Consider the following 11,201-nt stretch of genomic DNA (forward strand, 5'->3'; position numbering starts at 1 on the left):
AGCAAACCTGAACCGTTGTCACGTTATGCGCCCGTCCGCCCGGCTCGCCCGCGTCCTCTCCGCCACCCTCGGCAGCATCGCCGTCGCCGCCCTCGCCGCCTGCGGGGACATCCGGGCCACCGAGCGCGAGGTGCCCCCGGACGACGCGCGCGACCTGCCGGTCGCGGTCCGCCCCGCCGATCCGGGGCTGCGGTCGGTCATGTGGGTCGGCAACAACTGGGACGGCACAGCCAGCATCGTCGACGCCCGCTCGCTCGAGGTGCTCAAGCGGGGCGTCAACCTGATCCCGGACAAGACCCAGGAGACGCTCGACATCTTCAAGGACCCGGTCGCGACGGTGTTCTACCTCGCGATCAACGCCGGTCCCGGCCAGGGCCACAACCAGTACGTCGACGACATGTTCACGACCATGGACGGGAAGTACCTCGCCGTCTCGCGTCCCAGCTTCGCCGACGTCGTGTGGATCGACATCGCGAAGGCGACGGCCGGCCGGACCGACTCGATCGTGCGCGAGCAGCAGATGGACGGCTTCCGCACCGACCACATGCAGATCTCCAACGACGGGCGCCGGCTGCTCGTCTCCGACTCCACCCAGCGCCAGGTGATCGAGTACTCCATGGTCGACGAGACCCTCCCGGGCGGGCAGGTCGTCCGCCTCGGCGACCGGCTGCGCACCTTCCCCTCGGGCGAGACGCCCCACGAGAGCAACTACACCGAGGACGGCGAGCGGATCCTGCACGCCTCCATCGGCCGCGTCTACACGCCCCTCGACGACCTCGACCCGCGCGACGGCGAGCTCCTCGGGCTGCCCCTCCACCGGCTCGGGCTCAACCTCCTCGGCCTCGACCGCCTGCTCGGCCGGCTCCCGTGGTCCGAGCTCGAGACCGCCGTCAAGGGCGACCGCTGGCTGCAGTACGTCGCCGCCGACGACTTCGAGGTGCTCGAGCGCTGGGACCTGGCACACGAGCTCGCCGAGGCCGGTCACCCCGGGATGAGCGGCGCGGTGCGACCGGTCGCGGTGCACCCCGACGGCCGCCTCCTCTACCTCCAGGTGTCCTTCCTGCACGGCTATGTCGTCTTCGACACCGAGGCTGCCGACCTCAACGGCACCAGCGACTACACGCTCGGCGGCCTCGCCGAGCCCGCCACCGGCGCCGTCGTCGACGTCGTCCGGCTGGAGAACCGGGTCCCCGGCATGCTCCGCGAGGCCTATGTCAACGACTCCGCCCATCACGGGCTGTCGATCAGCGCCGACGGCGAGACCCTGTGCGCGGCCGGGACCATGGACGACTACGCCGCACTGGTGGACGCCGCGACCGGCGAGGCGACGTACTTCGACGAGACGACGACGGGCCACGGCTACGGCAAGCCGTACTGGACGACCGAGGGCCTCGACGAGACCTGCTGGGTGTCGCTGTCCGACGACGACGCCGTCGCGGTCCTGTCGACCGAGACCCACGAGGAGCTCGCCTATCTCCCCGTCGGCAACCACCCGCAGCGGGTGCGCCACGGCTACGTCCCGGAGTCGGTCGTCTCCGCCTGGTGATGAGTAGGCTCTGCGCGTGACCGAGTCCCCCACGCCGTATGCCCTGGCCGAGGAGGCCGCCGTCCGTCTCGCCGAGCTCACCGGGGTCGCCCGGCACGACGTCGCGCTCGTGCTCGGCTCCGGCTGGCTGCCGGCGGCCGACGCGCTCGACGGCGCCGGCGGAGCGAACACCACCGAGATCGACGTGACCGCCCTCCCGGGCTTCGCGGCGTCGGCCGTGCAGGGCCACGCGGGCAAGATCCGCTCGATCCGGATCCCCGGCCGGGACGGCGCTCCCGACCGGCACCTGCTGGTGTTCCTCAGCCGCACCCACTACTACGAGGGCCGCGGTGTCGCCGCCGTCGTCCACGGCGTGCGCACGGCTGCCGCGGCGGGGTGCCGCGCGATCGTGCTCACCAACGGCTGCGGCGGGCTGAAGGAGACGTGGACGCCGGGGACGCCGGTGCTCATCAGCGACCACATCAACCTGACCGGCCAGTCCCCGATCGTCGGCGCGAACTTCGTCGACCTCACCGACCTCTACTCCTCGCGGCTGCGCGAGCTGTGCCGCGAGGTGGAGCCGAGCCTCGACGAGGGCGTCTACGTCCAGTTCACCGGGCCCCACTACGAGACGCCGGCCGAGGTGCGGATGGCCGGCATCCTCGGCGGTCACCTGGTCGGCATGAGCACCACCCTCGAGGCCATCGCCGCCCGTGAGGCGGGCATGGAGATCCTCGGCATCAGCCTGGTCACCAACCTGGCCGCCGGGCTCAGCGGCGAGCCGCTCAACCACGCCGAGGTGCTGGAGGCCGGCCGCCTGGCCGCGACCCGGATGGGCGCCCTGCTCGGCGACATCGTGCCGCGCATCTGAGGTCGGGACCGCCCCTCGTGGAGCCGTACGCCGAGGTCGCGGAGTCCTACCGCCGGTTCGCCGTGGAGGCGGCGGACTCCCCCACCTTCGCCGACTGGGCGGCCGCCGTGGCCGAGGACGACGAGGTGCTCGCCTGGATCCGGACGCTGCCGGAGCTCAAGCAGCAGCCGAACCTGGTGTTCGCCGCGGCCCGGCACCACGGCGTGCCCGCCCCGGGCCCGTACGACGCCCTGCGGGCCGCGCTCCTCGGCGACCCCGGTCCGCTCCGCGCCACGATCCTGGCTCGGGCCACGCAGACCAACGAGGTGGGCCGGCTCGCGACCCTCGTGCCGGCGTTCGCCCGGTTCGACGGGCCGCTGGCCCTGCTGGAGGTCGGCGCCTCGGCCGGGTTGTGCCTCTATCCCGACCGCTGGGGCTACGCGTGGTCGACGGACGACGGGCCGGTCCTGCTGGGCGACGAGCCGCGGCTGCCCTGCCGGGTGAGGGGCCCCGCTCCGCTCCCGGCCCGGCTGCCCGACATCTCCTGGCGCGGCGGCATCGACCTCCACCCCCTCGACGTCGCCGACCCCGACGACACCGACTGGCTGCAGACCCTGGTCTGGCCCGAGCAGGACGAGCGCCGGGACCGGCTGGTCCGCGCGATCGAGGTCGCCCGCGTCGAGCCGCCGACGCTGGTGCGCGGCGACCTGATCGCGGAGCTGCCGGGCATGGTCGAGCGGGCGTCGTCGTACGGCACCGTCGTGGTCTTCCACAGTGCCGTCATCGCCTATCTCCCGCCGCCGCGCCGGGCCGAGTTCGACACGCTCGTCCGCGGCCTCGTCGGCACCGGCCGGTGTCACTGGGTGAGCAACGAGGGCAAGCAGGTGCTGCCGTCCGTCACCGCCACCGGGCCGCCGATCCCCGAGGAGCACCCCACCTTCGTGCTCGGGATCGACGGGCGGATGGTGGCGCAGACGCACGGTCACGGACGGGCGCTGCGGTGGGTCGGCTGAGCCCTGTGGATGAGCGTCCGCGTCCGTCGTAGGTCTCCTGCACCCTGGTCCGCATGGAGGCAAGGAGGCACCATGGGAGCCATGACACTCGTCCGCCCGCCGACGACCGAGCTCGGCGACGTGATCGTGCGCGAGGGACCGTTCACGGTCGCGGAGCGGGACGCGATCCCCGACGACGGCTACCGGCATGAGCTCCTCGACGGGATGCTGCTGATGTCGCCGGCGCCGCGCCCGCGACACCAGGGCATCGTCGGCGAGCTGTTCGTCCTTCTCCGGGCGGCGGCGCCGCGCGACCTGAAGGTCTTCGGCGCACCGATCGACGTGCGCCTCGGCGATCGGTCAGTGCTGGAGCCCGACGTGCTCGTGACCCGACGCTCCGACCTCACCGAGTCCGGCATCCACGTGCCACCCCTGCTCGCGGTCGAGGTCCACTCGCCCTCGACCAAGAGCTACGACCTCGGTCCCAAGAAGGAGATCCTCGCGGCGGCCGGCTGTCCGAGCTACTGGACCATCGAGCCGAAGGAGCCCACGCTCACGATCTGGTCGCTGCAGGACGGCCACTACGTCGAGACGGCCCGCGTGGCCGCCCAGGAGTCCTGGACGGCCACGGAGCCGTTCGCGGTGACGATCACGCCGGTCGACCTGCTCGACCTCTGATCGGCCGCTCACCCAGCGGTCAGCTGGCACGGTTCATCCGCCGCACGCCGACCCCCAGCCCGAGCGCGCCGACCACCAGCGACGCGACCAGGCCGGAGAGCACGGTGTCGACCGGGAAGGACCCGGCGAAGAGCGCGCGCTCGGCGTCGACGATGTAGCTGAGCGGGTTCAGGTCGGCGGCGGCCCGCAGCCAGCCGGGGGCGCCGTCGAGGGGCAGCAGCACGCCCGCGAGCAGCAGGAGCGGGAAGATCACGGTCTGCTGGACGGTCCAGAACACCCAGGCCTGCTCCTTCGCCGCGACGGCGAGGGCGAGGCTGAGCGCGCCGAGGCCGACACTGAACGGGACGAGCAGGAGCACGCCCACGACGACGCCGTCGAGGTGCAGGTCGAAGCCGAACGGCGTCACGACCGCGACGATGATGAGCGTCTGCAGCGCCAGCGGCACCATCTCGCGCAGGGCCTTGCCGATCAGCAGCGACGAGCGCCGCACGGGCGAGACGAGCAGTCGCTCGAAGGAGCCGCTGATGATCTCCTCCGACAGGTTGGCGCCGGTGAACGACGCGCTCATCAGGGCGGTCATCGACACGATGCCCGGCACGAACCACTGCAACGCGGAGCCGGTGCCGGTGTCGGGGAGCAGCGGCGCGAAGAGGCCGAGGAACACCAGCGGCTGCACCATGGCGAAGAGCACCGACGCGGGCTGGCGCAGCACCGGCTGCAGCTCGCGCAGGAGCACGTTCCCGATGTCGGCGACGACGCCGACCGGCCGGGACACGACGCGGGTACGCCGCGGCGCGGTCGTGGGCGCGACCGCCCCGTCGGTGTCGGTGGCGATCTCGATGGTCATGCTGCCGCTCCTTCGGTGGGTCGGGACGGGGAGGTGGAGGTCTCGCGCAGGCTGCGCCCGGTCAGGTTGAGGAAGACGTCGTCGAGGGTCGGTCCGACCACCTCGATGCGGCTGACCGGCGTACCGGCGACCGCGAGGTCGGCGACCAGCGCCGGAGCCGCGGCGCGGCCGAACGCGGCCCGCACCTCGACGTGCGCCCCGGTGACGGTGACCTGGGCGCCGTCGATGCGGTCCGCGCGCCCGGCCGCGGCACGCGCGTCCTCGGCGGAGCCGAAGTCCATCGCGACCAGGTCGCCGAGCGCCGACTTGAGCGCCGGTGCGCTGTCGTCGGCGATGACCTCGCCGTGGTCGATCACGATCACCCGGCCGGCCAGCGCGTCGGCCTCCTCGAGGTAGTGGGTGGTCAGCACGATGGTGGTGCCGAGCTCGACATTGAGCCGGCGGACCTGCTCCTGCAGGTTGACCCGGTTCTGCGGGTCCAGCCCGGTCGAGGGCTCGTCGAGGAAGAGGATCGGCGGCTCCTGCACCAGCCCGATCGCCACGTCGAGCCGGCGCCGCTGCCCGCCGGACAGCTGGGCGACGGGCCGGTCGGCGTGCTCGGTCAGGTCGAAGGCCTCGAGCAGCTCCTCGGTGCGGGCCCGCGCGTCGCGACGGGACAGGCGGTGCGCCCGGGCCTGGCACAGGATCTCGTCGCGGCCCCGGAACTGGTGGCCGGCGGCATTGCCCTGACCGACGTACCCGATCGAGCGACGGACGGCGGCACGGTCGCGGACCACGTCGTGGCCGGCCACCTGCGCCGTGCCGGAGGTCGGCGCGATCAGGGTGGTGAGCATCCGCAGGGTCGTGGACTTGCCGGCGCCGTTGGGGCCGAGGAAGGCGACCAGCTCGCCGGCCGCCACCTCCAGGTCGAGCCCGCGGACGGCCTCGATCGTCTGCTTGTTGCGCGTGAAGTGGCGGGTGAGTCCGACGGTGCGGATCACCGGACCACCGCCTCGGTGGGTCGTGTTCGTCTCCATGACGACCACGCTAGGGAGCATTCCGGTCAGTTTCTGTCCTGATTCGGACCTAATCTGGACGCCATGAGCACCAGTGCCCGGATGCTGCGCCTCCTCTCGCTCCTCCAGACCCACCGGTTCTGGAGCGGCGGCGAGCTCGCGGGGCGACTCGAGGTCAGCGAGCGCACCCTGCGCCGCGACGTCGAGCGCCTCCGCGAGCTCGGGTACGACGTCGACGCGGTCCGCGGCGCCGCGGGCGGCTACCAGCTCCGGGCGGGCGGGGCGATGGCGCCGTTGCTGCTCGACGACGACGAGGCGGTGGCCGTGGCCGTGGGCCTGCGGGCGGCCGCGAACGGCGGCGTACCCGGCTTCGAGGACACGACCCTGCAGGCGCTGACGAAGGTGATCGCGCTGATGCCGCCGCGGTTGCGCCGCCGCATGGGGGCGCTCCAGACCCAGACGGAGGGGCTGCCGTGGGCCGGTGGCCCGGTCCTCGACCCCACCGTGCTCACCACGCTCGCGCAGGCGTGCCGCGACGACGAGGTGGTCACCTTCGCCTACACCGCCTACGACGGGACGAGCACGACGCGCCGGGTCGAGCCGCACCGGCTGGTGAACCTGGGCCGGCGCTGGTATCTCGTCGCCCACGACCGCGAGCGGCAGGACTGGCGCTCGTTCCGGGTCGACCGGGTCGCCGGCGTACCGGCCACGACCGGACAGCGGTTCCGGCCCCGCGAGATCCCCGGCGGGGACGCCGCCCGCTACGTCAGTCGCGGCCTGCGCGAGCGGCCGCAGCGCCACCACGTGAGCATCCTGGTCGAGGCGCCCGCCGAGGAGGTCGCCGGCGTGATCGGCCGCTGGGGCGACATCGAGGCCCGCGGGGAGCACGCCTGCCGGATGACGATGAACACCGACAGCCTGGACTGGCCGGTGCTCGTGCTGGCCAACCTCGACCGCGACTTCGAGGTGGAGGGGCCGGCCGAGCTCAGGCAGCTGCTCGACCGGCTCGCCGGCCGCTTCGCTAGCGCCGCCGCTTCTCCCTGACCTTCAGCACGACCACGTCGCTCGTGGCGGCCACGCTGGTCGCCGACGGTCGGACCGCGGCGGTCAGGAAGTGTCGGCCGGGGCCGAGGCGACGCACCACCCGCTTGCCGAGCCTGACCGACACCGTCCCGCCCGACGCGACCGTGACCCGCTCGACCCCGAGCACCCTGCCCCCGGCCCGGACCACGACCTGGCCGGAGTACGACGCCACGCCGCTCGGCAGCGTGACGGTCACCCTCGCCACGGCCTTCCTGCCGATCCGCACCTTCCTGGGGAGCGCCAGGTCCACGCCCGGCGTCACCTTCGCGGCCGGGCCGCTGTCGGTGGGCGGCGTCGGGCCGCCGCCCTCGACGGGCTCGGCTCCGGTGAGGTCGACCGTGAACGGCCGGGGCGTCTTCTTGCCGTCCGCCGCCCCACCCGAGGAGTACCAGTACGACGACAGCCCGGTCTGCAGGTGGAAGTCGACGAAGCCCTGGGGCCAGGCTCCCCAGCCGGGCGACGTCCGATCCTGCGGGGTCGCCCCGGCCGGCAGGAGCGCCTCGACGCCGGCGTACTCGGACTCGACCACGACGACACCCTGCGGATCGATCTCGACGTCGCCGAACGTCGCGATCGTGACGTCGGGCGTCTCGTCGAGCGGATGACGCTGGTCGGGCTGCTCCTTGCTCGAGCCATAGCCGTCGAGGTCGGCGGTGAGCACGCCGGTGCCGTCCGCGGCGACGGTGAGCTCGGGGTCGGAGAGCCAGAACGGCACCAGGCCGCCGTAGAAGTTGACGCTCCACGTGCCGTCCCAGCGCACCGTCGCCGAGCCGTCGGCCGCCAGGTCGGCTCGCCCGCCGGACAGCCGGACCAGCTGGTCCACGTCGCCGGCGACCGGCGCGGCCCGCGTGGCCCAGGTCGCCGGGACCTCCGCGCCGTCGGTGGTGCGATGCACGACTGCGACGTCGCCGTCGGTGGCCCGGTAGGTCGCCTCGTCGCCGTCGGAGACGCCGGCGGAGAGGTAGTTGGACCCGCCGAACGGCGGCGCGGCCTGCAGCTCCTCACTGCCCGCCCACTCCAGCACGACGCCGTCGAGGGACAGCCCGTCGTCGGGGACGCTCACCCTCGGGTCGACGCGCAGGGTCGCCGCCCGGGTGTGGACGGCGCCGACGTCGTTGGCCAGGCGCGCGCGGAACAGGCTGCCCGACTGGTCGACGTTCGTCGCGAGCACCCGCAAGGAGCTGGTGCCGTCGACGGTTTCGACGACGACGTTGTCGTCGTCGGCGGCGATCGGCTGCCAGTAGCCGCCGATGCGGCGCTGCCAGGTGACCGTCTGCTCCGGGCTCGCCGTGGCCGCGACGAGGAAGGAGGCGTCGGTACCCTCGGCGACCGTGACGTCGCGGAGGTCGGCGGAGATCCGCGGAGCGTAGCGCACGTCGAGCCGCGCCTCGTCGGAGACGACCCGGCCGGCGTCGTTGGTCACCACGAGCCGGTAGGTGCGCCCGTCATCGGCCGGACGGGCCGCCACGGTGAGGGTCGGCCCGGTCGCACCCACGACGTCGGCGAACCGGCTCTCGCCCGGCCCGCGGGCCTGCCACTGGAGAGCGGCGTCGCCGCCGGTCCCGATCTCCGCGGCGAAGGAGACGCGCTCGGTCGCCTCACCGGGTGCGAGGTCGACGGCGACGTCCTCGGGTTGGGTCTCGATCGTCGGCGCGAGGCCCAGGTCGTCGTACCGCCGCCAGCCGAACTTGCCGCTCACCTGGTCGTTGACCGGGACGTACACCGCCTCACCCTCGGCGACCCGCAGGTAGGCATTGTCGAAGTACCCGAAGGACGCGTAGTCCTTCACCTCGTACGTCGCCACGACCTCGCCGTCCGCGACGAGCGCCAGCGGCCGGGCGTCCGGGTTGTTCGGGTCCCAGGCCCAGTGCCGGCCGGTCCGGCCGTCATAGGCCATCGAGGTGCCGAGCAACGAGAAGCCGTACGGCGGCAGGATGTCCTCGCCGATCGCGATCTCGCCGGCGACCGCCGCCCCGTCCTCGAGCCGCACGATCGCGTAGGCCTCGAGGGTCTGGCCGGGCCCGTGCAGGACGAGTGAGCCGTCGGGGCCCGGGCTGACGTCGGTGAATCCGTAGTAGGCGCCACCGAGCTCCTCCGGGAAGGGCTCGGTCAGGGTGCCCTCGACGGTCTCCACGACCGCCGCTCCGCCCTCGTCGAAGCTCAACCGCAGCGCGGGCCAGTGACCCACGCCCTGGGGCCGACTGTAGGACGTCGCGCCCGTCGCCACCAGGTAGCTGCCGTCGGGAAGGACGCCGACGTTCCGGGCCGGCAGCAACGCGGTGTCGCTGAGCGCGGACGAGGTGCCGGTGATGCCGGCGAAGGCGCCGCCGTCGGGGTAGCGGAACGGTGTGACCGATCGCGACCAGCCGGCGCCGTCGCGGCGGAACCGGAACAGGTTGTCGGGCTCGAGCTCGTCGGCGGCCGGATAGGGCATCGCCTGGGACACCAGGAGCTCGCCCGCGACCGCGTTCCACACCATCGGGCCGGTGGCCAGGTCGACGCTGCCGCCGACCGGACGGGGCTCGAGGTCCCCGACGACCGTGGTCGTGAACCGGCCCGCCCCGGGGTCCCACGTCGCCGCGTGGACGGTGGTGTCGCGGGACTCGGGTCCGCCGCGGAAGGTCTGGTAGAAGATCGTGTCGGTCTCCGGGTCGAAGCCGTGGACCAGGCGCGCTTTGGCGCTCGCCGTCCGGGCGCCCGGCTGGAAGGTGAACTCCTCGCCGACCTGCTCGAGGGTCACCGGGTCGTGAGCCGTGACGAAGACGGTCCTCGCGTTGCTGTGGGAGATGTTGATCGTGAAGACGACGTCGTTGCCGGCCGAGACCTCCAGGGCCTGGGCACCGCCTTGCGACGAGCGCTCATTGGTGCGCGAGAGCCACTCCGCCCCCGCACGGAGCACCGGCAGGCCGGGGCGGTCGAAGTGCTCGCCGAGGTCCGGTACGCCGCCCGGGCCGGTGTAGTCGATGGCGACCCGGTCGAGGGGCGTGCCCTCGGTGTACAGCGAGAAGCCGGGACCGGCGACGGCGGGCAGGTCGCTCCACGACGCCGTGCCGCCGGTGAAGTCGGTGGTCGCCTCGGCGACGTCGAGCCGCGCGAGGACGACGTCGACATCCTCGTGCAGGTCGCCGCCCGGGTCGTCGCGCAGGTAGCCGGTATGGGTGCCGCGGATCTCCTGCACGTCCGGGCCGATCACCAGGCTCAGGTCGGAGAACTTGGTGTCGAGGGCGTACTTGCCCGGCTCGTCGTAGCCGTACCAGGCCGTGAAGTGGACCGAACCGGCCAGGTCGAGGGTCGTCGTACGGGTGGCCTCGTCGAAGCTCCCGGACTGGACCGGGAAGGTGAAGCCCTGCGCGATGTTGTCGACCCAGCTGGTCACGGTCGCGCCGTCGGCGGCCTCGCTGCCCGCGCCGATGTAGCGACGCCAGGACTCCTTGATGCCCCAGGTGACGGAGCCTTCGGTGATCGCCACGGGCGCGGCCGACGCGCGGACGGGCGCTGCGCGCACCGGCGCGGGTGGAGCGACGGCGAGCAGGGCGCCGAGCAGCGCCAGGACGACGGAAGCGGACAGGGGCGCGTGGGCACGCCGGGTGGTGCGGTTCATGGTGCTGCCTTCTGGTGGCCCGAGAGAGGACGACGGCACCGCGCCGGGGTCGCGTGGGCGACCCCGGCGCGGCGAGGGGATCAGGCCTGGAACGTCACCGCGGCGTTCGCCACGAAGCTCGACGTGAAGCCCGAATGGTCGACGACCACGACCCGGCAGCCCTGGTGGCTGGTCTGCTCGGTGAGGCAGTTGATCGTCGCCGGCTGGCCACTGAGCGGGATGCCGGCGTGGGAGTTGACGATCGGGTGCTCGGTCAGCTCCAGCGTGGCCGCGAGGTTCCCGGAGCCGTCGACGGTGACCTCACCGTCGGCGCCCCGCTCGAACCAGCCGCAGGCCGGGATGTTGTAGAGCCCGATGTTCCGGACGGTGCAGACACCGACGTAGAGGTCCGCCTCGTCGTAGGCGCCGAAGTCGGTGCCCGTGACGGAGATCGTCCCGTTCGGGATGTCGTCCGAGATGTCGATCGTGGTGTCCGAGAGGGACAGCGCGGGCGCGGCGTGCGCCGCACCCGCGGTCGCGCCGACGAGCAGCAGCGCCGCGAGGCTCGAGCCGACGGCCGTGAGCGATCGCCTCACGCGCCGGGCATGGAGGTTCGGGTTCATCGTTCTTCTCCTCACTAGGATCGGAACC

At 73.0% G+C, this 11,201-nt stretch carries 9 protein-coding genes; 5 read left to right on the forward strand and 4 right to left on the reverse strand.

Features of this window, described 5'->3' with window-relative positions; genetic code table 11:
- Positions 1–25 precede the first annotated feature (25 nt).
- From ACPZVR_RS10450 to ACPZVR_RS10465, 4 genes are all read left to right on the forward strand, one after another.
- Positions 26–1,546 (forward strand): YncE family protein, encoded by a 1,521-nt coding sequence (locus tag ACPZVR_RS10450; RefSeq protein WP_436699514.1) that lies wholly within the window; start codon positions 26–28, stop codon positions 1,544–1,546.
- Positions 1,547–1,556: 10 nt separating this feature from the next.
- Positions 1,557–2,396, forward strand: coding sequence for a purine-nucleoside phosphorylase (locus ACPZVR_RS10455; protein WP_436699546.1), 840 nt, complete (start codon positions 1,557–1,559; stop codon positions 2,394–2,396).
- Between the two features lie 17 nt (positions 2,397–2,413).
- Entirely contained in the window at positions 2,414–3,388 is a 975-nt protein-coding gene (locus ACPZVR_RS10460; RefSeq protein WP_436699515.1) for a DUF2332 domain-containing protein, read from the forward strand.
- Positions 3,389–3,469: 81 nt separating this feature from the next.
- Complete coding sequence (locus tag ACPZVR_RS10465; RefSeq protein WP_436699516.1) at positions 3,470–4,045, forward strand: Uma2 family endonuclease; 576 nt, start codon at positions 3,470–3,472, stop codon at positions 4,043–4,045.
- Between the two features lie 19 nt (positions 4,046–4,064).
- Here ACPZVR_RS10465 and ACPZVR_RS10470 read toward each other — a convergent pair whose 3' ends face one another.
- On the reverse strand, positions 4,065–4,892 hold the full coding sequence (locus tag ACPZVR_RS10470) for an ABC transporter permease (RefSeq protein ID WP_436699517.1): 828 nt from the start codon (positions 4,890–4,892) through the stop codon (positions 4,065–4,067).
- The gene (locus ACPZVR_RS10475; protein WP_436699518.1) at positions 4,889–5,908 is read right to left on the reverse strand and encodes an ABC transporter ATP-binding protein; all 1,020 of its coding nucleotides are present in this window, start codon (positions 5,906–5,908) and stop codon (positions 4,889–4,891) included. The genes ACPZVR_RS10470 and ACPZVR_RS10475 overlap by 4 nt, the downstream gene beginning before the upstream one ends.
- A 63-nt stretch (positions 5,909–5,971) precedes the next feature.
- Here ACPZVR_RS10475 and ACPZVR_RS10480 point away from each other — a divergent pair, with 63 nt between their 5' ends.
- Positions 5,972–6,931, forward strand: coding sequence for a helix-turn-helix transcriptional regulator (locus ACPZVR_RS10480; protein WP_436699519.1), 960 nt, complete (start codon positions 5,972–5,974; stop codon positions 6,929–6,931).
- Here ACPZVR_RS10480 and ACPZVR_RS10485 read toward each other — a convergent pair.
- Positions 6,909–10,571: an HtaA domain-containing protein gene (locus ACPZVR_RS10485; protein WP_436699520.1), complete on the reverse strand. Its 3,663-nt coding sequence runs from the start codon at positions 10,569–10,571 to the stop codon at positions 6,909–6,911. The two genes, ACPZVR_RS10480 and ACPZVR_RS10485, sit on opposite strands and share 23 nt — an antisense overlap.
- 80 nt (positions 10,572–10,651) lie before the next feature.
- The gene (locus ACPZVR_RS10490; RefSeq protein ID WP_436699521.1) at positions 10,652–11,173 is read right to left on the reverse strand and encodes a hypothetical protein; all 522 of its coding nucleotides are present in this window, start codon (positions 11,171–11,173) and stop codon (positions 10,652–10,654) included.
- Positions 11,174–11,201: the final 28 nt, after the last annotated feature.

It is taken from the genome of Nocardioides segetis, from assembly GCF_051390595.1.
In the GTDB taxonomy this organism is placed as follows: domain Bacteria; phylum Actinomycetota; class Actinomycetes; order Propionibacteriales; family Nocardioidaceae; genus Nocardioides.

What these genes read in the sequence shown, in the direction of transcription:
- ACPZVR_RS10465 (WP_436699516.1), top strand. Translation starts at nt 3,470, where the DNA reads ATGACACTCGTCCGCCCGCCGACGACCGAGCTCGGCGACGTGATCGTG.
- ACPZVR_RS10450 (WP_436699514.1), top strand. Translation starts at nt 26, where the DNA reads ATGCGCCCGTCCGCCCGGCTCGCCCGCGTCCTCTCCGCCACCCTCGGC.
- ACPZVR_RS10490 (WP_436699521.1), bottom strand. Translation starts at nt 11,173, where the DNA reads ATGAACCCGAACCTCCATGCCCGGCGCGTGAGGCGATCGCTCACGGCC.
- ACPZVR_RS10470 (WP_436699517.1), bottom strand. Translation starts at nt 4,892, where the DNA reads ATGACCATCGAGATCGCCACCGACACCGACGGGGCGGTCGCGCCCACG.
- ACPZVR_RS10475 (WP_436699518.1), bottom strand. Translation starts at nt 5,908, where the DNA reads ATGGAGACGAACACGACCCACCGAGGCGGTGGTCCGGTGATCCGCACC.
- ACPZVR_RS10485 (WP_436699520.1), bottom strand. Translation starts at nt 10,571, where the DNA reads ATGAACCGCACCACCCGGCGTGCCCACGCGCCCCTGTCCGCTTCCGTC.
- ACPZVR_RS10480 (WP_436699519.1), top strand. Translation starts at nt 5,972, where the DNA reads ATGAGCACCAGTGCCCGGATGCTGCGCCTCCTCTCGCTCCTCCAGACC.